Here is a 17,028-nt window from a genome sequence, read left to right as displayed (position 1 = left end):
CTGAAAGTTTAAATAAGAAAACTTTCAGGCAAGAGGTTTTTACATTACAGCGTTAAAGGAGCTGAAACCTGTACTTGATCGCCCACTCTATAATGCTCAAGCAAGATGTTCGAAACTGAAAATTCAGTATGGTTTTCTTCAGGCTGAACGTCAAAGTGATATGAGTTATTTTCTTGAGCTTCTGTAAATTTAAAAGCTTTGGGTTGTTCAAGTTGTTGCTCTGGAACTTGTACCTTAACCGAAATAAAAGCATTTGCAGGACTAGTTAGTACGTCCTCATGATCAGTTGCTTTTAAAGTGAAACGTTTGCCAGATTCAAGAGGATCAATTTGTGTAATTTCAAATGGACGCCAGCCAGCCCATCCACCTTTTAAGCTCTCAAGTTGTTCATATTTTTGTTTTTCAACGCCAATCAAGATATCTGCCAATTGTAGATAAGCTTGCTTCCACGCTTCGATAAGTTCTGATTCAAATGGCACGTTAAGTACTTCACTAATTGAATGAAGTAGGTTGTCACCAACAATTGCATATTGATCAGGTTGGATGTCTAAACTTACATGTTTAGTGGTGATACGTTCAACAGCTTTAGCTAGAACAGTAGGGTTCTCAATATTTTCTGCATAAGCAAGAACGGCAGCTGCAAGCGCACGTGGCTGACGTAAGCTAGTTTGGTCATCTAAGTTAAAAACATTTTTTAATTCGGGATTGTTATTAAGCATACGCTTATAAAAGTATGTAGTCAGCGTAACACCGTGTTCACGTAAAACCGGTACAGTAGATTTAACAAGTTCAATTTGTTGTGGAGTCATGGCTAGACCTTATTTATCTGGCTATATAAGATGTATTTAAAATACATCTTTAAAAAAGTAATGGCAATAGCTTTTCGAGAAAAACCATAAAAAAATTAGGGGATATAAAATCCCCTTAAATTAACATTATGTTATTAAATGTTTTTATTTACCAAATAAAGAACCAAGTAGGCCTCGAACAAGTTTTTGACCTGTACTTCCTCCTAAACTGCGCGCAGCACTTTTTGCAAAAGTTCCAACAATATCTTGGGTGAATTTGGCTCTTTCACGCGCTGCTCGTTCTTCCTCTTTTAATTGATCACGTGCCAATCTTTCCTGCTCTTTCGCCTGCTTTTTTGCTAGGGTTTCTTGCTCTTTCGCTTGTTGTTTTGCAAGCTCGGCATTTTGTTGCTGCTGTTCGCGTTCAGCCACTTTATTTTGTAGCATTTCATAGGCGCTATCACGATCTACAACCTGCTCATAAACTCCAGCAATAATACTTTGTGAGATTAAAGCTTGACGCTCTTCTGGAGTGATTGGTGTAAATGCAGAGTAAGGAGGCATGACCCAACCACGCTCAACAATTTGTGGAGTACCTTGCTCATCTAGGCAGCTAATGAGTGCCTCACCAACACCAAGTTCAGTGATCGCTTCATCAACTTTAAAGTTTGGATTGGCTCGGAAAGTATCTGCTGCGGTTTTTACCGCTTTCTGATCTTTAGGGGTAAATGCGCGTAGGGCATGTTGAACGCGATTACCAAGTTGACCTAGAACACTTTCAGGTAAATCGAGTGGATTTTGGGTAATGAAATAGATACCGACTCCTTTAGAACGAATTAAACGTACAACTTGTTCAATTTTGTCTTGGAGTGCTTGGCTGGCATTGTCAAATAATAAGTGAGCTTCATCAAAGAAAAACACGAGTTTAGGTTTATCCATATCACCGACTTCTGGAAGCTGTTCAAATAGTTCTGAAAGCATCCATAAAAGGAAAGTGGCATATAGCTTAGGTGTATTCATGAGCTTGTCAGCCGCAAGAATATTAATGTAGCCATGACCATTTGCATCGGTTTGAATAAAATCTAAAATATTTAAAGCAGGTTCACCAAAAAATTGCTCTCCACCTTGGTCGGCAAGGGCGAGTAAATTACGCTGAATAGCGCCTAGGCTTGCTGGAGATAAATTGCCATATTCTGCTTTAAACTCGGCTGCATGTTCACTCACAAAAGTGATCATGGCTTTTAAATCTTTAAAATCTACTAATAGTAGACCTTGGTCATCTGCAATACGGAATACAGCAGATAGCACACCCTCTTGAGTATCATTTAAATTGAGCATACGAGCCAATAAAATTGGCCCAATTTCAGAAATGGTAGTACGAATAGGGTGGCCTTGTTGGCCAAATAAATCCCAAAAAACAACTGGATTAGCTGCGAAAGGAACGCTATCAATCTGCAAAAGCTTTAGTCGCTCATTAAATTTATCTGAAGCTTCTCCCGCTTTGGCGAGACTCGAAACATCACCTTTAGCATCGGCAAGAAATACCGGTACACCAATTCGAGAAAAACTCTCTGCTAGAACTTTTAACGTAACTGTTTTACCTGTACCCGTGGCGCCCGCAATAAGTCCATGGCGGTTAGCAAACTGGGAAAGTAAAACAATTTCTTTGGATGTGTCATTAATATTTTTAGCAATAACAATCGGTGTACCCATATATTTTTATCCTGTGGTTCGAGTCACTATGATCTTGTCGTTTTACAGTTGTTTCAGTGCATTTTCGATATCTTGTATTAAATCTTGTGGATCTTCTAGTCCTATACAGAAGCGAACCAATAATCCTTGTTGTAAATGTGTATTCTCAAGTTTTCTCATCATTTTTAAATCATAAAGCATAATCAGACTAACGGGTCCTCCCCAGCTAAAACCAAGCTTAAATAACGCTAAGGCATCGCAAAAACGACGTACTGCTGTAATGTCATATTCAGGTTTGAAAATAACACTGACTAGACCAGCACTTTGATTATCTATGCAGATTTCTTGCCAATATTGATGGCCTGGGGCGGCCTCATCACTTGGATGTAGAACTTGTGCAAATTGAGATTGGTTTTTTAGCCATTTAAGTAAAGTTTGAGCATTGGCTGATTGTTGTTCATAACGTAAAGACATATGAGCAAGACTGCGTTGGACTTGAGCTGCATCATCTCCTGAAACTGCAATACCTAAAATGGCATGTGTACGGAACAGGCGGTGATGAAGTTTCTCATCACGAGTTACAATGCTACCCATTAAGATGTCACCACCACCACTCGGATATTTGGTGAGTGCATGCACGGTTAAATCGACTGATAGATGTTCATCAGAAAAATTAAAAGCATTAAACGCAAGCCCAGCTCCCCAAGTGTTATCTAGAGCAGTTAATACACCGTGCTTTTTAGCTTTTTTGACTAGATTCTTAAGATCAGGAAATTCTAGAGTAACTGAGCCTGCTGCCTCTAACCACAACAGTTTGCTTCTTTCGGTTGGTTGAAAGCTTGAGGCGTCAATAGGGTTGTACACTTTGACAATAACGCCATATTGATTTTGCAGATGATTTAAATGCTCAAGGTTTGGTCCATAAATGTTATCTGGTACCCATACTTCATCATTAGTACTTAAAAATGCTGAGTTCACAACATTAATTGCTGATAAACCACTTGGTGCAAGCAAACAATGCAATCCACCTTCAATTTGCGCAATATTGTCGCCTAAGGTGAAGGTAGTAGGAGTGCCGTGTGTCCCATAGCTATAGTCGTAGTCATCCGTCCAATGACGATCAAAAAGGTGCGAAGTTGATTTAAAAATAATAGTAGATGCACGAAATAAGGGTGGTTGCACTGTTTCAATAAATTGCGGAGCCTTTCTTTGTGCATGAATGAGGCGAGTCTGGAAGTCGTTATGCTTTTTCATAGTGCTTTGCATTTTCAATAATAAAGTTAGATTAAGAGAAATTTAGATTCTTCGCTAGATTTACGAAGTTTTATAAGACGTTTCGTTACAGTAGGCCCATAAAATAAAAACTTGGCTTTATTTTTGCAAAGACCACTACAACATTCTAACAACAATAGGTTTAAGCGCATGAAGTCGCATTTACGTGTTCACTATTTTCAACATATCGCGGGTGAGGGATTTGGAAGTTGTTATTCATTTTTAAAAGCCCACCACGCGACAATTAGCTCTACAGAGTTTTTTGCACTTCCGGTTGATCGGTCACTTGAAATAGAAGCTTTGCCTCGAATTGATGAGGTTGATTTACTATTGGTCATGGGTGGCACCATGAGTGTAAATGATGAGGCAAACTTCCCATGGCTAAAGATAGAAAAAAGATGGTTGCGCCGTTATTTGGCAGCGGGAAAGCCAGCTATTGGTCTTTGTTTAGGGGGGCAGTTAATTGCTAATGCGTTAGGGGCTGCGGTAAGCCGTAATCGCTATCAGGAACTTGGATGGTCAACAGTTCAGAGAGTTGCGAATCTACCTCAAGAAAGCTTCCCATTACCAGAGAAAATAAAGGTGATGCAGTGGCATAGCGAGACATTTGAAATACCTAAAGGTGCTATACATTTGGCTGAAAATCAGGCCTGTCGCAATCAGATGTATCAGATTGGGAAAAATGTACTGGGTTTTCAGTTCCATCCAGAGATGACACCAGCAGCTCTAGCGCTTTTACTTGAAGATGAAGAAGAGCTTTCTATTTTTGATGGAGAATATGTTCAACCTACGCGTGAACTATATTCTTCCGAAGCACAAAAATTTGAACAAGGTAATCAACTTCTAAATAAAGCAATTGAATTTGTAATAAGTGCTTAGTTTAGTTCCCAATACTCGATTAAAGCAGGTTTTGTGGAGAAAATAGAAAAAGAGAATTGCATAAGACTTAAACAATCGTTATAATGAGCGACCCTCAATAGGAGGGGCATTTACTGCGAAGAAAGTGGTAAATGTGCATTACAGTCGTGGCATCGATCATGACCTTAGTGATTTTCACTGCCTTTGACACTTACCAATGGGTGAGATGCGTCAAAGGTGATTCTTTATATGTTTGGCTTGGAGTTTACTGGTATGTCTAACCAGAGAATTCGTATCCGTTTGAAGTCTTTTGATCATCGTCTGATTGATCAATCTGCTCAAGAGATCGTAGAAACCGCTAAGCGTACTGGCGCACAAGTTTGTGGTCCAATTCCGATGCCTACTCGCATCGAACGCTTCAACGTTCTTACTTCACCGCACGTTAACAAAGATGCGCGTGACCAGTACGAAATCCGCACCTACAAACGTTTGATCGACATCGTTCAACCTACAGATAAAACTGTTGATGCATTGATGAAATTAGATCTTGCGGCTGGTGTTGATGTTCAGATCGCTTTGGGTTAAGGCTTTCGGTTGATTAACTTTTAAGTTAATTAGGCCGCTTTTTTAGAGGTTTATGCACATGGCTATTGGTTTAGTCGGTCGCAAATGTGGTATGACTCGCATCTTTACAGATGCAGGTGTTTCTGTACCTGTTACAGTCATCGAAGTCGATCCAAACCGCATTACGCAAATCAAAACACTTGAAACTGATGGTTATCAAGCTGTTCAAGTAACTACTGGTGAACGTCGCGAATCTCGCGTAACTAACGCTCAGAAAGGTCACTTCGCGAAAGCTGGTGTTGCTGCTGGTCGTTTAGTTAAAGAGTTCCGTGTTACTGAAGCTGAGCTTGAAGGTCGTGAAGTTGGCGGTACTATTGGTGTTGATTTGTTCACAGTTGGTCAAGTAGTTGACGTAACTGGTCAATCAAAAGGTAAAGGTTTCCAAGGTGGTGTTAAACGTTGGAACTTCCGTACCCAAGACGCTACTCACGGTAACTCAGTTTCTCACCGTGTATTAGGTTCTACAGGTCAAAACCAAACTCCTGGTCGCGTGTTCAAAGGCAAAAAAATGGCTGGTCACTTAGGTGATGAACGCGTAACAGTACAAGGTCTTGAAATCGTATCTATTGACGCTGAACGTTCTGTTTTAGTTGTTAAAGGTGCAATTCCTGGTTCAACTGGCGGTGACGTGATTGTACGTCCTACCATCAAGGCCTGAGGGGAAATACCGTGAATTTGAAAACTGTTTCCGGCTCTGCTGTTGAATTGTCTGAAGTTGCTTTCGGACGTGAATTTAACGAAGCTCTTGTACACCAAGTTGTTACTGCTTACTTAGCAGGTGGTCGTCAAGGTACTCGTGCTCAGAAGTCACGTGCAGACGTTTCTGGCGGTGGTAAAAAACCATTCCGTCAAAAAGGTACTGGTCGTGCTCGTGCGGGTTCTACTCGTAGCCCAATCTGGGTTGGTGGTGGTAAAACTTTTGCTGCTCGTCCACAAGATTGGTCTCAAAAAGTAAACCGTAAAATGTATCGCGGTGCAATGCAATGTATCTTAGCTGAACTTGTTCGCCAAGATCGTCTTGTACTAGTTGAAGAGTTTGCTATTGCAGCTCCAAAAACTAAAGAATTGCTTGCAAAGCTTGGCGATTTAAATGCCGCTCGTGCATTGATCGTTACTGAAGCTGTAGATGAGAACTTATATCTTGCAGCACGCAACCTTCCGCATGTAGATGTGGTAGATGCTACTGCAATCGATCCTGTAAGCTTGATCGCGTTTGATAAAGTTGTGATGTCTGTAGCTGCTGCTAAGAAAATTGAGGTAGAACTCGGATGAACAACGAACGTATCTATCAAGTCCTTAAAGGACCAGTCTTCTCAGAAAAGGCACAAGTTTTAGGTGATACTGTTGGCGTTCAAGTATTTAAAGTAGATATTAATGCTACTAAACTTGAAGTTAAAAAAGCAGTTGAAAAACTTTTTGGTGTAGAAGTTGTTAAAGTTAACACTACTATTACTAAAGGTAAAACTAAGCGCTTTGGTAAAACATTAGGACGTCGTTCTGATGTTAAAAAAGCATACGTCACCCTGAAAGCTGGCCAAGATGTTGAAATGGCTGACTTGGGCGATACCGCTGAAAGCGCAGCGGAATAAGGACGAAAATTATGCCGATTCAAAAATGTAAGCCAACGTCTCCAGGACGTCGCTTTGTAGAGAAAGTGGTTCATGACCACCTTCACAAAGGCGCGCCTTACTCACCGTTGGTTGAAGCAAAAAAACGTACTGGTGGTCGTAATAATAACGGTCACATTACAACTCGTCACGTTGGTGGTGGTCATAAGCAACACTATCGTATCGTTGACTTTAAGCGTAATAAAGACAGCATCCCAGCTGTTGTAGAGCGTATTGAATACGATCCTAACCGTACAGCACATATTGCTTTGTTGAAATATGCTGATGGTGAGCGTCGTTATATCATTGCTCCTAAAGGCTTACGTGCTGGCGATAAAGTACAATCTGGTAACGATGCTCCAATTCGTCCAGGTAACTGCTTGCCACTTCGTAACATGCCTATCGGTTCTACACTTCATAACGTTGAACTTAAAATTGGTAAGGGTGCGCAATTAGCGCGTTCTGCTGGTGCTTCTGTTCAGTTGTTGGGTCGTGATGGTTCTTACGCGATTGTTCGTCTTCGTTCAGGCGAAATGCGTAAAATTCATGTTGAATGCCGCGCTGTAATTGGTGAAGTTTCTAACCAAGAAAACAACCTTCGTTCATTGGGTAAAGCTGGTGCTTCGCGCTGGCGTGGTGTTCGTCCTACCGTACGTGGTATGGCGATGAACCCAGTTGATCACCCGCACGGTGGTGGTGAAGGGCGTAACAAAGGTATTCAACCTGTAAGCCCATGGGGTCAAAAAGCTAAAGGGTACAAGACACGTACCAATAAGCGTACGACTAAGATGATTATTCGCGACCGTCGCGTCAAGTAAAGGAATCTGACTAATGCCTCGTTCTCTGAAAAAAGGCCCATTCGTCGATGCGCACTTGTTCGCTAAGGTTGAAGCGGCTGTTGCTAGTAACTCTCGCAAGCCGATTAAAACTTGGTCTCGTCGTTCGATGATCCTTCCAGATTTTGTTGGTCTAACAATTTCTGTTCATAATGGTCGTAATCACGTTCCAGTAATTGTTACTGAGCATATGGTTGGTCATAAACTCGGTGAATTCGCGCCAACTCGTACCTATCGTGGTCACGGTGTTGACAAGAAGTCTAAACGTTAATAGGTGTCATGATGGAAGTAACTGCTAAATTACGCGGTGCCGCTATCTCGGCACAAAAGGCACGTTTGGTTGCAGATCTTATTCGCGGCAAATCTGTTGCGCATGCTTTAAATATCTTAAACTTCAGCAATAAAAAAGCTGCTGTTTTAGTAAAAAAAGCATTGGAATCTGCGATTGCAAACGCTGAACACAATAACAGTTTAGATGTTGACGATCTTAAAGTTTCTACGATTTACGTTGATGAAGGTGTTAGCCTTAAACGTATTATGCCACGTGCTAAAGGCCGTGCAGATCGTATTACGAAGCGTACTTGTCACATCACCGTTAAGGTAGGGGTTTGATATGGGTCAGAAGGTTCATCCAATCGGTATCCGCCTAGGTGTTGTGAAACGTCATAACGCTAACTGGTATGCGAGTCCGAAACAATACGCTGAATACTTGCTTAAAGATCTTCAAGTTCGTGAGTTTTTAACTAAAAAACTTAAGAATGCGATGATCAGCAACATTCTTATCGAACGTCCATCAGGCGCTGCTAAAGTAACAATTAGCACAGCTCGTCCTGGTATCGTAATCGGTAAAAAAGGCGAAGATATTGAGAAATTACAGCGCGAACTTACCAGCATTATGGGTGTTCCTGCGCAAGTAAGTATCAATGAAATTGATCGCCCAGACTTAGATGCGCGTTTAGTTGCTGAAGCAATTGCTTCTCAATTGGAAAAGCGTGTAATGTTCCGTCGTGCTATGAAGCGTGCGGTTCAAAACACTATGCGTGCTGGTGCTAAAGGTATCAAAGTTGAAGTGTCTGGCCGTTTAGGTGGTGCAGAGATTGCTCGTACTGAATGGTATCGTGAAGGTCGTGTACCTTTGCATACATTACGTGCAGACATTGACTATGCAACTATGCGTGCAGAAACAACTTACGGTACGATTGGTGTTAAAGTTTGGATTTTCCGTGGCGAGATTTTAGGTGGCATGAAACAAGTCATGAACCCTGCTCCTGCTGAAGATCGTCCAGCTAAACGTGGTCGTGGTCGTGGTGAAGGTCAAGAGCGTCGTGGTCGTCGCGGTGACCGTGCTGCTGACAAGGGAGAATAATCCATGTTGCAACCTAAACGTACCAAATTCCGTAAGGTGCACAAAGGCCGTAATACTGGTCTAGCGCATCGTGGTAGTACAGTATCATTTGGTTCGATTGCAATCAAAGCAACTGAACGTGGTCGTATGACTGCGCGTCAGATTGAAGCTGCACGTCGTACTATTAGCCGCCGTATTAAGCGTGGTGGTAAAATCTTTATTCGCGTATTCCCGGATAAACCAATTACTCAAAAGCCTCTTGAAGTGCGTATGGGTAAAGGTAAGGGTAGCGTGGAATACTGGGTTTGCCAGATCCAACCAGGTAAGATCCTGTACGAAATTGAAGGTGTGAACGAAGAATTAGCGCGTGAAGCATTTGCTTTAGCTGCTGCTAAACTTCCGTTTAAAACCACTATCGTGACTCGGACGGTAATGTAATGAAAACTAAAGATTTACGTGAAAAGTCGGTAGAAGAGTTGAAAGCTTTGCTTGATGAGCAACAGCTTAACCAATTCCGTCTTCGTATGGCGAAAGCAACTGGTCAGTTGGGTAAATCGCACGAAGTGCAAGTTGCTCGTAAGACAATTGCTCGTATTAAGACACTCCTTACCGAAAAACAGGGGAACGGACAATGAGTGAAAAAACAGTCCGCACGTTAACCGGCAAAGTCGTAAGTGACAAAATGGATAAATCTATTGTTGTTCTTATTGAACGCCGCGTTCAACACCCGTTGTATGGCAAGTCAATTCGCCGTTCAACTAAGTTACACGCTCATGATGAGAACAATGTTGCTAAAATTGGTGATGTTGTGACAATCAAAGAAAGCCGCCCAATTTCTAAAACTAAAGCTTGGACTTTAGTGGAAGTAGTTGAAGCAGCTGCTGAGTAATTCGACGTTCTTGTTGCATCATCGGTCAATTTCGAGTACTCTTTGAGCCTTTCGAAATTGTGACCGGTGATGCTCGGTTTTGGAGTAGGGCAATGATTCAAACCGAAACTATGCTCGACGTAGCAGACAACAGTGGTGCTCGCCGCGTACAATGTATTAAAGTACTTGGTGGTTCACATCGTCGTTATGCTTCTGTTGGCGACATTATTAAAGTTACTGTAAAAGAAGCAATCCCACGCGCACGTGTTAAAAAAGGTGACGTGATGAATGCGGTTGTAGTTCGTACTAAATTCGGCATTCGTCGTCCAGATGGTTCTGTGATCCGTTTTGATGATAATGCTGCAGTTATTCTGAACAACAACAAAGCTCCGATTGCTACTCGTATCTTCGGACCAGTGACTCGTGAACTTCGTACTGAACAGTTCATGAAAATCATTTCATTGGCTCCTGAAGTTCTATAAGAGGCAATCATGGCTAAGATTAAAAAAGGCGATCAAGTTATCGTGATCGCAGGTAAAGAAAAAGGCAAACAGGGTACTGTATTGTCTGTTTCTGAAGACCGCGTTAAGGTTGAAGGCCTTAACTTAGTGAAGAAGCATCAAAAGCCGAATCGTGTAACTGGCGCTGAAGGCGGTATCGTTACTCAAGAAGCTTCGCTTCATATTTCAAACGTGGCAATTTTAAATGCTACAACCCAGAAGGCTGACCGTGTTGGTTACCAAGTGATTGATGGCGTGAAAACTCGCGTTTATAAATCAAATGGTGAATCAGTGGCGGTAGCGAAGTAATAGGTTGAAAAGGCAATGGCCAGACTTAAAGCACGTTACAATGATGAACTTAAAGCAAAGTTAAAAGAAGAACTTAGCATTAAGAACGTGATGGAAATTCCACGCATCACAAAAATTACCCTAAACATGGGTGTAGGCGCAGCTGCAACTGATAAGAAATTATTAGATGGCGCTGTAGTCGACATGCAATTAATTGCTGGTCAAAAACCAGTAATTACACTTGCTCGCAAATCTATCGCTGGTTTTAAAATCCGTGACGGTTGGCCGATTGGTTGTAAAGTTACTTTACGTGGCGACCAAATGTACGAATTCTTGGACCGTTTGATCTCAATCGCAATCCCTCGTATCCGTGACTTCCGTGGTTTCTCTTCGAAATCATTTGATGGTCGTGGTAACTACTCAATGGGTTTGAAAGAGCAAATCGTTTTCCCTGAAATCGATTTCGATAAGATTGATCGTATTCGTGGTATGGATATTACTATTACTACGACTGCTCGCACCGATGACGAAGGCCGTGCGCTTATGCGTGCATTCGGCTTCCCGTTCAAATAAGAGGTCGATATGGCTAAGAAAGGTATGGTTAATCGCGAATTGAAACGCGAAAAAACAGTTGCTAAATACGCTGCAAAACGTGCTGAATTAAAAGCTACGATTGCAAACGTAAATGCAAGTGAAGAAGAACGTTTCGAAGCGATGTTAAAGTTACAAGCGTTGCCACGTAATGCATCTCCGGTACGTCTTCGTAACCGTTGTGGTTTAACTGGTCGTCCTCATGGTTACTTCCGTAAGTTCGGTTTAAGCCGTAACAAATTACGTGACACAGTAATGCAGGGTGATGTACCAGGCGTTGTTAAGGCAAGCTGGTAAGGAGCGACTAAATGAGTATGCAAGATACCGTTGCCGACATGCTAACACGTGTTCGTAACGCACAAATGGCTAAGAAACAAACTGTTTCTATGCCTTCTTCTAAGTTGAAAGTTGCAATTGCAAACGTACTTCAACAAGAAGGTTATGTTTCAAACGTAGAAGTTGCTCAAGAAGAGACAAAATCTACTTTGACAATTACTTTAAAATATTTCGAAGGCAAACCAGTTATCGAAATGGTTAAGCGCGTAAGCCGTCCAGGTCTTCGCCAATACCGTGGTAAAGATAAACTTCCAAGCGTTAAGCAAGGTTTAGGTATTGCAATTGTTTCTACAAGCAAAGGCATCATGACTGATCGCGCTGCACGTGCTGCGGGCGTTGGTGGTGAAGTTATTGCTTTTGTTTCTTAATAGGTGATTCCTCATGTCTCGTGTGGCTAAAGCCCCAGTAACTGTACCGAATGGTGTAACAGTTACTCAGAACGGCCGGCAGGTCGAAGTGAAAGGCAGCAAAGGTACGTTGTCTTTCAACCTGCATGCGCTGGTCGAGCTAAAACAGGAAGAAGGTAAACTTCAACTTGCTCCAGTTAAAGAATCGAAAGATGCTTGGATGCAAGCTGGTACTGCTCGCGCTGTATTGAATAACCTTGTAAAAGGGGTTAGTGAAGGCTTCGAACGTAAGTTGCAGCTAGTTGGTGTTGGTTATAAAGCTGCGGTTAAGGGTACTGTTGTAAACCTTAACCTTGGTTACTCACACCCAATTGACTACGCTTTACCTGAAAGTGTAACAGCGGAAACTCCAACTGCAACTGAAATCATTTTGAAATCAGCAAACAAGCAGTTGTTAGGTCAAGTAGCGGCAGAAATCCGTGCGTATCGTGCTCCTGAACCATATAAAGGTAAAGGTGTTCGCTATTCGGATGAAGTCATTCTTCGTAAAGAAGCTAAGAAGAAATAAGGCGCGAGGTTCTTATGAACGAAAAGAAACAAACCCGTTTGCGTCGTGCGAAAAGCACACGCTTGCACATCCGTGCATTGGGTGCGACTCGTTTGTGTGTAAACCGCACTCCGCGTCACATCTATGCTCAAGTTATTTCAGCAGATGGTGGCAAAGTTTTAGCGCAAGCTTCAACTTTGGATGCATCTTTACGTAGCGGTACTACAGGTAATGTAGACGCGGCTACTAAAGTAGGTGCTTTAATCGCAGAACGCGCGAAAGCAGCTGGTGTAACTAAAGTTGCATTTGACCGTTCTGGTTTTAAATATCATGGTCGTATCAAAGCCTTGGCTGATGCTGCTCGTGAAAACGGCTTGGAGTTCTAATCATGGCTAAAGTTGAACAAAACGAAGGTCTTGTTGAAAAGCTGGTTGCCGTTGATCGTGTAGCCAAAGTTGTTAAGGGCGGTCGTATCTTCTCTTTCACAGCATTAACTGTTGTGGGTGATGGTAATGGTCGTGTTGGTTTTGGTCGTGGTAAAGCACGTGAAGTTCCAGCTGCTATTTCTAAAGCACTTGAAGCTGCACGTCGCAACATGATTACTGTAGACCTTGCAGGTACTACTTTACAACACCCTGTGAATGCTCGTCATGGCGCAAGCCGCGTATACATGCAACCTGCTTCTGAAGGTACTGGCGTAATCGCTGGTGGCGCAATGCGTGCCGTTCTAGAAGCTGCGGGCGTGCATAACGTACTTGCTAAATGTTATGGTTCTACTAATGCTGCAAACGTAGTAAACGCAACTTTCAAAGGTTTGCGTGATATGACTTCTCCTGAGAAAGTCGCTGCGAAACGTGGTAAATCAGTAGCAGAAATTCAAGGGTAATCAATCATGAAAACGATTAAAGTTACCCAGACTAAATCTTCTTCACATCGCTTGAAAAATCACAAGCTTTGCTTACAAGGTTTAGGTCTGCGTCGTATTGGTCATACTGTAGAAGTGCAAGATACGCCTTCTAACCGCGGTATGATCAACAAAGTCTACTATATGGTTAGTGTAGAGGAATAAGCCATGACTCTGCGTTTAAATGAGCTTGCGCCTGCGGAAGGTGCAAAACGTGAAAACCGTCGTTTAGGCCGTGGTATCGGTTCTGGCGTTGGTAAGACTGGTGGCCGTGGTGTCAAAGGTCAAAAATCACGTAAAAGTGGTGGCGTTCGTCCAGGCTTTGAAGGCGGTCAAACAGCGATTTATCGTCGTTTACCTAAATTCGGTTTCACTAGCCAAATCGCTTTAAAAACTGCTGAAGTACGTTTATCTGAGTTAAGCAAAGTTGAAGGCGACATCGTTAGCCTAGAAACTTTGAAAGCTGCGAATGTTGTTCGTCGTGACCAAGTTCGTGCTCGTATCGTACTTTCTGGTGAAATCACTCGTGCATTCACTGTTCAAGGTGTTGCATTGACTAAAGGCGCTAAAGCTGCAATTGAAGCAGCTGGCGGCAAAGTCGAGGAGTAATCTCGAGTGTCTATGTCTCCTAGTTCTTCAGGTCATGTCAACATGATGAAAGGTCAGCCATTTCACGTGAAATATCGTGAAATTATTCGCCGGATGAGTTTTCTAATCGGTGCATTGCTGGTCTTTCGACTAGGAGCGCATATTCCAGTACCAGGCATTAATAATGCTGCGTTAGAAAATTTATTTCATGCGAACCAAGGAACTATTCTTGGGCTATTCAATATGTTTTCTGGCGGTGCTTTAGAGCGAATGTCTATTCTTGCTTTAGGAATTATGCCTTACATTTCTGCATCAATTATTGTGCAGTTAATGTCTACTGTAATTCCTTCACTAGAAGCCTTGAAAAAGGAAGGTGAGCAAGGTAAGCGTAAAATTAATCAATATACGCGTCAGGGTACGTTGTTGCTTGCAGTGGTTCAGGCAGTTGGTATGTGCGCAGGTTTGATTGGTCAGGGTATTACTCTGTCAGTTGGTCTTGAGTTTTATATACCAGCGGTTACTTCACTTGTCGCTGGAACTATGTTCTTAATGTGGCTAGGTGAACAAATCACTGAAAGAGGTATTGGTAACGGTATCTCAATGATTATTTTTGCTGGTATTGTTTCTGGTTTGCCTAAATTAATTATGCAATCAGTTTCATCAGTAGATAATGGTCAGACAAGCTTAATTGGTCTTGTGATCTTTGGTCTTTTGTCTGTAGGTGTGCTGGCTGCCATTGTGTTTATTGAAAAAGCACAACGTCGTATTCCAGTAAATTATGCACAAAAGCAACAAGGTCGTCGTATATTTACAGCACAGCAGACACATTTGCCATTAAAAATTAATATGGCTGGTGTGATTCCTGCGATTTTTGCAAGTTCTTTACTATTGTTCCCAGCGAGTCTTGGTCAATGGGTAGGAAGTGCAGATGCAAATGCTGGATTAATTAAACGTAGCTTACAAGATTTAGCTTTAGTATTGTCGCCTGGACAGCCTTTGTATTTGGTGCTCTTTGGTGCGTTAATTATCTTTTTCTGTTACTTTTATACGGCTTTAGTATTTAGCCCTAAGGAAGTATCAGAAAATCTAAAACGCAGCGGAGCTTATGTGCCTGGTATTCGCCCAGGTGAGCAAACTGCTCGTTACTTAGATCATATTCTTAATCGTTTGACGTTTATTGGTGCGATTTATATTACGGTCATTTGTTTAATGCCAATGATTCTACAGAGTTCTTTTGGAATCCCATTCTCTTTGGGTGGTACATCATTACTAATCGTAGTTGTCGTTGTTATGGACTTCATGGCTCAGCTACAAGCGCACTTAACATCTCATCAATATGATAATCAAACATTAATGAGAAAAACGACTGCTCATCCTAAGGGATAAGCGCACTTAGAGGTTTCATCATGAAAGTACAAGCTTCTGTAAAGAAAATTTGTGGTAGCTGTAAAGTTATCCGTCGTAATGGGGTTATTCGCGTAATTTGTAGCGCAGAACCTCGTCATAAGCAGCGTCAAGGTTAATCTAATCAAGACCTGTTGATTTCAGTAGGCGAATTGGGTTAATATCCGCCCCTCAAGATTTTGTGGGGCGGTTGATTATCTCTACTGCCTTTTTGGAGAAAGTGAATGGCTCGTATTGCCGGTGTAAACATTCCGGATAACAAGCATGCTGTTATCTCCCTCACTTACATCTTTGGTGTCGGTCGCCATACTGCTAAGAATATCTTAGCTACAGTTGGTATTACTGAAACTACTAAGATCCGTGAGTTGGACGATGCTCAGCTTGATGCGATTCGTGCAGAAGTTGCTAAGGTTCCTACCGAAGGTGACTTACGTCGCGAAATTTCCATGAACATTAAACGTTTAATGGATTTGGGTTGCTATCGCGGCCTTCGCCATCGTCGCAGCTTGCCTGTCCGTGGTCAACGCACCAAAACTAACGCACGTACCCGTAAAGGTCCGCGCAAACCGATTAAAAAGTAAGATTTCTGGAAGCTAAAAGATGGCTAAAGATACTCGCACACGCAAGAAGGTCACTCGTACCGTCTCTGAAGGTGTTGCACACATTCACGCGTCTTTTAATAACACCATTGTTACGATTACTGATCGTCAAGGTAATGCATTGGCTTGGGCCACCTCTGGTGGACAAGGCTTCCGTGGTTCACGTAAATCAACTCCGTTTGCTGCTCAGGTAGCTGCTGAAGTTGCTGGTAAAGCAGCTTTAGATTACGGTTTGAAAAATCTGGATGTCCTTGTAAAAGGTCCTGGTCCAGGTCGTGAGTCTGCGGTTCGTGCATTAGGCGCAGTGGGTTATAAAATTAACAGCATTACCGATGTGACGCCAATTCCTCACAACGGTTGCCGTCCACCTAAAAAACGTCGCGTGTAAGGAGAAACATTCATGGCTCGTTATATTGGTCCAAAATGCAAACTCTCTCGCCGCGAAGGGACAGACCTGCAACTTAAATCTGGCGTTAAACCATTTGACGTCAAAACTAAAAAAGCTAACAAAGCACCTGGTCAACATGGTCAGGCACGCGGTGGTAAGCAATCTGAGTATTCACTACAATTACGTGAAAAACAAAAAGTCCGTCGTATTTACGGTGTGTTAGAACGTCAATTTAGTAACTACTATAAAGAAGCAGCTCGTGTTAAAGGCGCAACAGGTGAGAACTTGTTGAAATTGCTTGAAAGCCGTCTTGATAACGTTGTTTATCGCATGGGTTTTGGTTCTACACGTGCAGAAGCTCGTCAGTTAGTAAGTCACCGTAGCATTACTTTGAATGGTCGTCGTGTAAACATCGCATCTATTCAAGTTAAAGCTGGTGATGTAATTGCGGTTCACGAAGGTGCTAAACAACAATTGCGTATTAAAAACGCGATTGAGTTAGCTGCACAACGTGGTATTCCAGCTTGGATGGATGTTGATCATTCTAAGCTTGAAGGTACGTTTAAAGCTGCACCAGATCGTGCTGATTTACCTGCTGAAATCAATGAAAGCTTGATTGTAGAATTGTATTCTAAATAATCCTTGA

General features: G+C 42.2%; 29 protein-coding genes and 2 pseudogenes. 27 read left to right on the top strand and 4 right to left on the bottom strand.

Annotated features, from left to right (window positions below; all coding sequences use genetic code 11):
• Positions 1-44 precede the first annotated feature (44 nt).
• The 4 genes and pseudogenes from I7H67_RS14365 to I7H67_RS14350 all read right to left on the bottom strand — a co-directional run bounded on the left by I7H67_RS14365 (position 45) and on the right by I7H67_RS14350 (position 3,734).
• A complete protein-coding gene (locus I7H67_RS14365) occupies positions 45-809 on the bottom strand; it encodes a globin domain-containing protein (RefSeq protein WP_013196777.1) in 765 nt (254 codons plus the stop codon).
• 2 nt (positions 810-811) lie between these two features.
• Positions 812-924 (bottom strand): annotated as a pseudogene (locus I7H67_RS14360) (hypothetical protein); the annotation flags it as partial.
• 29 nt (positions 925-953) lie between these two features.
• On the bottom strand, positions 954-2,501 hold the full coding sequence (locus I7H67_RS14355; RefSeq protein WP_198308151.1) for a helicase HerA-like domain-containing protein: 1,548 nt from the start codon (positions 2,499-2,501) through the stop codon (positions 954-956).
• Between the two features lie 42 nt (positions 2,502-2,543).
• The gene (locus I7H67_RS14350; RefSeq protein ID WP_198308150.1) at positions 2,544-3,734 is read right to left on the bottom strand and encodes a PLP-dependent transferase; all 1,191 of its coding nucleotides are present in this window, start codon (positions 3,732-3,734) and stop codon (positions 2,544-2,546) included.
• Positions 3,735-3,902: 168 nt separating this feature from the next.
• Here I7H67_RS14350 and I7H67_RS14345 point away from each other — a divergent pair, with 168 nt between their 5' ends.
• The 27 genes and pseudogenes from I7H67_RS14345 to rpsD all read left to right on the top strand — a co-directional run bounded on the left by I7H67_RS14345 (position 3,903) and on the right by rpsD (position 17,021).
• Positions 3,903-4,631 carry a type 1 glutamine amidotransferase gene (locus I7H67_RS14345; RefSeq protein ID WP_198308149.1) on the top strand — a complete coding sequence of 243 codons (729 nt, stop codon included), beginning with the start codon at positions 3,903-3,905 and terminating at the stop codon, positions 4,629-4,631.
• Positions 4,632-4,883: 252 nt separating this feature from the next.
• The gene (rpsJ, locus tag I7H67_RS14340) at positions 4,884-5,195 is read left to right on the top strand and encodes a 30S ribosomal protein S10 (RefSeq protein WP_000070912.1); all 312 of its coding nucleotides are present in this window, start codon (positions 4,884-4,886) and stop codon (positions 5,193-5,195) included.
• Positions 5,196-5,253: 58 nt separating this feature from the next.
• On the top strand, positions 5,254-5,892 hold the full coding sequence (gene rplC, locus I7H67_RS14335; protein ID WP_004639526.1) for a 50S ribosomal protein L3: 639 nt from the start codon (positions 5,254-5,256) through the stop codon (positions 5,890-5,892).
• An 11-nt stretch (positions 5,893-5,903) separates the two neighbouring features.
• A complete protein-coding gene (gene rplD, locus I7H67_RS14330) occupies positions 5,904-6,506 on the top strand; it encodes a 50S ribosomal protein L4 (RefSeq protein WP_003653663.1) in 603 nt (200 codons plus the stop codon).
• Entirely contained in the window at positions 6,503-6,823 is a 321-nt protein-coding gene (gene rplW / locus I7H67_RS14325; protein WP_003653662.1) for a 50S ribosomal protein L23, read from the top strand. The genes rplD and rplW overlap by 4 nt, the downstream gene beginning before the upstream one ends.
• A gap of 11 nt (positions 6,824-6,834) precedes the next feature.
• Positions 6,835-7,659, top strand: coding sequence for a 50S ribosomal protein L2 (gene rplB / locus I7H67_RS14320; RefSeq protein WP_005301260.1), 825 nt, complete (start codon positions 6,835-6,837; stop codon positions 7,657-7,659).
• A 13-nt stretch (positions 7,660-7,672) separates the two neighbouring features.
• Positions 7,673-7,948 (top strand): 30S ribosomal protein S19, encoded by a 276-nt coding sequence (gene rpsS / locus I7H67_RS14315; RefSeq protein ID WP_001138119.1) that lies wholly within the window; start codon positions 7,673-7,675, stop codon positions 7,946-7,948.
• Between the two features lie 11 nt (positions 7,949-7,959).
• A complete protein-coding gene (gene rplV / locus I7H67_RS14310) occupies positions 7,960-8,289 on the top strand; it encodes a 50S ribosomal protein L22 (RefSeq protein ID WP_004639524.1) in 330 nt (109 codons plus the stop codon).
• Position 8,290: 1 nt separating this feature from the next.
• Positions 8,291-9,107, top strand: a pseudogene (gene rpsC, locus I7H67_RS14305) (30S ribosomal protein S3).
• The gene (gene rplP, locus I7H67_RS14300; RefSeq protein ID WP_002049688.1) at positions 9,047-9,460 is read left to right on the top strand and encodes a 50S ribosomal protein L16; all 414 of its coding nucleotides are present in this window, start codon (positions 9,047-9,049) and stop codon (positions 9,458-9,460) included. The pseudogene rpsC and the gene rplP overlap by 61 nt, the downstream one beginning before the upstream one ends.
• Positions 9,460-9,657, top strand: coding sequence for a 50S ribosomal protein L29 (gene rpmC / locus I7H67_RS14295; RefSeq protein ID WP_000849928.1), 198 nt, complete (start codon positions 9,460-9,462; stop codon positions 9,655-9,657). Before rplP ends, rpmC begins: the two co-directional genes overlap by 1 nt.
• Complete coding sequence (gene rpsQ / locus I7H67_RS14290; RefSeq protein WP_001291845.1) at positions 9,654-9,911, top strand: 30S ribosomal protein S17; 258 nt, start codon at positions 9,654-9,656, stop codon at positions 9,909-9,911. Before rpmC ends, rpsQ begins: the two co-directional genes overlap by 4 nt.
• Positions 9,912-10,003: 92 nt before the next feature.
• A complete protein-coding gene (gene rplN, locus I7H67_RS14285; protein ID WP_001982634.1) occupies positions 10,004-10,372 on the top strand; it encodes a 50S ribosomal protein L14 in 369 nt (122 codons plus the stop codon).
• A 9-nt stretch (positions 10,373-10,381) separates the two neighbouring features.
• A complete protein-coding gene (rplX, locus tag I7H67_RS14280; protein ID WP_002116820.1) occupies positions 10,382-10,699 on the top strand; it encodes a 50S ribosomal protein L24 in 318 nt (105 codons plus the stop codon).
• A 15-nt stretch (positions 10,700-10,714) separates the two neighbouring features.
• Positions 10,715-11,251: a 50S ribosomal protein L5 gene (gene rplE, locus I7H67_RS14275; protein ID WP_004789621.1), complete on the top strand. Its 537-nt coding sequence runs from the start codon at positions 10,715-10,717 to the stop codon at positions 11,249-11,251.
• A 9-nt stretch (positions 11,252-11,260) separates the two neighbouring features.
• Complete coding sequence (rpsN, locus tag I7H67_RS14270) at positions 11,261-11,566, top strand: 30S ribosomal protein S14 (RefSeq protein WP_004789619.1); 306 nt, start codon at positions 11,261-11,263, stop codon at positions 11,564-11,566.
• An 11-nt stretch (positions 11,567-11,577) separates the two neighbouring features.
• On the top strand, positions 11,578-11,973 hold the full coding sequence (rpsH, locus tag I7H67_RS14265) for a 30S ribosomal protein S8 (RefSeq protein ID WP_004789617.1): 396 nt from the start codon (positions 11,578-11,580) through the stop codon (positions 11,971-11,973).
• Between the two features lie 13 nt (positions 11,974-11,986).
• Positions 11,987-12,520 carry a 50S ribosomal protein L6 gene (rplF, locus tag I7H67_RS14260; RefSeq protein ID WP_005301272.1) on the top strand — a complete coding sequence of 178 codons (534 nt, stop codon included), beginning with the start codon at positions 11,987-11,989 and terminating at the stop codon, positions 12,518-12,520.
• A 14-nt stretch (positions 12,521-12,534) separates the two neighbouring features.
• On the top strand, positions 12,535-12,885 hold the full coding sequence (gene rplR, locus I7H67_RS14255) for a 50S ribosomal protein L18 (protein WP_003653654.1): 351 nt from the start codon (positions 12,535-12,537) through the stop codon (positions 12,883-12,885).
• 2 nt (positions 12,886-12,887) lie between these two features.
• Entirely contained in the window at positions 12,888-13,385 is a 498-nt protein-coding gene (rpsE, locus tag I7H67_RS14250) for a 30S ribosomal protein S5 (protein WP_003653653.1), read from the top strand.
• 6 nt (positions 13,386-13,391) lie between these two features.
• Positions 13,392-13,568 carry a 50S ribosomal protein L30 gene (rpmD, locus tag I7H67_RS14245; protein WP_000849088.1) on the top strand — a complete coding sequence of 59 codons (177 nt, stop codon included), beginning with the start codon at positions 13,392-13,394 and terminating at the stop codon, positions 13,566-13,568.
• 3 nt (positions 13,569-13,571) lie between these two features.
• The gene (gene rplO / locus I7H67_RS14240; protein WP_004789613.1) at positions 13,572-14,012 is read left to right on the top strand and encodes a 50S ribosomal protein L15; all 441 of its coding nucleotides are present in this window, start codon (positions 13,572-13,574) and stop codon (positions 14,010-14,012) included.
• 45 nt (positions 14,013-14,057) lie between these two features.
• On the top strand, positions 14,058-15,377 hold the full coding sequence (gene secY / locus I7H67_RS14235) for a preprotein translocase subunit SecY (RefSeq protein ID WP_171056864.1): 1,320 nt from the start codon (positions 14,058-14,060) through the stop codon (positions 15,375-15,377).
• A gap of 20 nt (positions 15,378-15,397) precedes the next feature.
• Entirely contained in the window at positions 15,398-15,514 is a 117-nt protein-coding gene (rpmJ, locus tag I7H67_RS14230; RefSeq protein ID WP_000867907.1) for a 50S ribosomal protein L36, read from the top strand.
• Between the two features lie 105 nt (positions 15,515-15,619).
• Positions 15,620-15,976 (top strand): 30S ribosomal protein S13, encoded by a 357-nt coding sequence (gene rpsM / locus I7H67_RS14225; protein WP_004789609.1) that lies wholly within the window; start codon positions 15,620-15,622, stop codon positions 15,974-15,976.
• A gap of 19 nt (positions 15,977-15,995) precedes the next feature.
• A complete protein-coding gene (gene rpsK, locus I7H67_RS14220) occupies positions 15,996-16,382 on the top strand; it encodes a 30S ribosomal protein S11 (RefSeq protein ID WP_001040166.1) in 387 nt (128 codons plus the stop codon).
• Between the two features lie 12 nt (positions 16,383-16,394).
• Complete coding sequence (gene rpsD, locus I7H67_RS14215; protein WP_003653643.1) at positions 16,395-17,021, top strand: 30S ribosomal protein S4; 627 nt, start codon at positions 16,395-16,397, stop codon at positions 17,019-17,021.
• Positions 17,022-17,028: the final 7 nt, after the last annotated feature.

This window comes from Acinetobacter sp. ACIN00229, from assembly GCF_016106645.1.
Taxonomy (GTDB): Bacteria; Pseudomonadota; Gammaproteobacteria; order Pseudomonadales; family Moraxellaceae; genus Acinetobacter; species Acinetobacter oleivorans.
This window is presented reverse-complemented; position numbering and strand designations above follow the sequence as displayed.

Excerpts from the sequence above, each read along its gene's own strand:
- I7H67_RS14365 (WP_013196777.1), bottom strand. The coding sequence starts at position 809 with ATGACTCCACAACAAATTGAACTTGTTAAATCTACTGTACCGGTTTTA.
- I7H67_RS14355 (WP_198308151.1), bottom strand. The coding sequence starts at position 2,501 with ATGGGTACACCGATTGTTATTGCTAAAAATATTAATGACACATCCAAA.
- I7H67_RS14350 (WP_198308150.1), bottom strand. The coding sequence starts at position 3,734 with ATGAAAAAGCATAACGACTTCCAGACTCGCCTCATTCATGCACAAAGA.
- I7H67_RS14345 (WP_198308149.1), top strand. The coding sequence starts at position 3,903 with ATGAAGTCGCATTTACGTGTTCACTATTTTCAACATATCGCGGGTGAG.
- rpsJ (WP_000070912.1), top strand. The coding sequence starts at position 4,884 with ATGTCTAACCAGAGAATTCGTATCCGTTTGAAGTCTTTTGATCATCGT.
- rplC (WP_004639526.1), top strand. The coding sequence starts at position 5,254 with ATGGCTATTGGTTTAGTCGGTCGCAAATGTGGTATGACTCGCATCTTT.
- rplW (WP_003653662.1), top strand. The coding sequence starts at position 6,503 with ATGAACAACGAACGTATCTATCAAGTCCTTAAAGGACCAGTCTTCTCA.
- rplB (WP_005301260.1), top strand. The coding sequence starts at position 6,835 with ATGCCGATTCAAAAATGTAAGCCAACGTCTCCAGGACGTCGCTTTGTA.
- rpsS (WP_001138119.1), top strand. The coding sequence starts at position 7,673 with ATGCCTCGTTCTCTGAAAAAAGGCCCATTCGTCGATGCGCACTTGTTC.
- rplV (WP_004639524.1), top strand. The coding sequence starts at position 7,960 with ATGGAAGTAACTGCTAAATTACGCGGTGCCGCTATCTCGGCACAAAAG.
- rplP (WP_002049688.1), top strand. The coding sequence starts at position 9,047 with ATGTTGCAACCTAAACGTACCAAATTCCGTAAGGTGCACAAAGGCCGT.
- rpmC (WP_000849928.1), top strand. The coding sequence starts at position 9,460 with ATGAAAACTAAAGATTTACGTGAAAAGTCGGTAGAAGAGTTGAAAGCT.
- rpsQ (WP_001291845.1), top strand. The coding sequence starts at position 9,654 with ATGAGTGAAAAAACAGTCCGCACGTTAACCGGCAAAGTCGTAAGTGAC.
- rplN (WP_001982634.1), top strand. The coding sequence starts at position 10,004 with ATGATTCAAACCGAAACTATGCTCGACGTAGCAGACAACAGTGGTGCT.
- rplX (WP_002116820.1), top strand. The coding sequence starts at position 10,382 with ATGGCTAAGATTAAAAAAGGCGATCAAGTTATCGTGATCGCAGGTAAA.
- rplE (WP_004789621.1), top strand. The coding sequence starts at position 10,715 with ATGGCCAGACTTAAAGCACGTTACAATGATGAACTTAAAGCAAAGTTA.
- rpsN (WP_004789619.1), top strand. The coding sequence starts at position 11,261 with ATGGCTAAGAAAGGTATGGTTAATCGCGAATTGAAACGCGAAAAAACA.
- rpsH (WP_004789617.1), top strand. The coding sequence starts at position 11,578 with ATGAGTATGCAAGATACCGTTGCCGACATGCTAACACGTGTTCGTAAC.
- rplF (WP_005301272.1), top strand. The coding sequence starts at position 11,987 with ATGTCTCGTGTGGCTAAAGCCCCAGTAACTGTACCGAATGGTGTAACA.
- rplR (WP_003653654.1), top strand. The coding sequence starts at position 12,535 with ATGAACGAAAAGAAACAAACCCGTTTGCGTCGTGCGAAAAGCACACGC.
- rpsE (WP_003653653.1), top strand. The coding sequence starts at position 12,888 with ATGGCTAAAGTTGAACAAAACGAAGGTCTTGTTGAAAAGCTGGTTGCC.
- rpmD (WP_000849088.1), top strand. The coding sequence starts at position 13,392 with ATGAAAACGATTAAAGTTACCCAGACTAAATCTTCTTCACATCGCTTG.
- rplO (WP_004789613.1), top strand. The coding sequence starts at position 13,572 with ATGACTCTGCGTTTAAATGAGCTTGCGCCTGCGGAAGGTGCAAAACGT.
- secY (WP_171056864.1), top strand. The coding sequence starts at position 14,058 with ATGAAAGGTCAGCCATTTCACGTGAAATATCGTGAAATTATTCGCCGG.
- rpmJ (WP_000867907.1), top strand. The coding sequence starts at position 15,398 with ATGAAAGTACAAGCTTCTGTAAAGAAAATTTGTGGTAGCTGTAAAGTT.
- rpsM (WP_004789609.1), top strand. The coding sequence starts at position 15,620 with ATGGCTCGTATTGCCGGTGTAAACATTCCGGATAACAAGCATGCTGTT.
- rpsK (WP_001040166.1), top strand. The coding sequence starts at position 15,996 with ATGGCTAAAGATACTCGCACACGCAAGAAGGTCACTCGTACCGTCTCT.
- rpsD (WP_003653643.1), top strand. The coding sequence starts at position 16,395 with ATGGCTCGTTATATTGGTCCAAAATGCAAACTCTCTCGCCGCGAAGGG.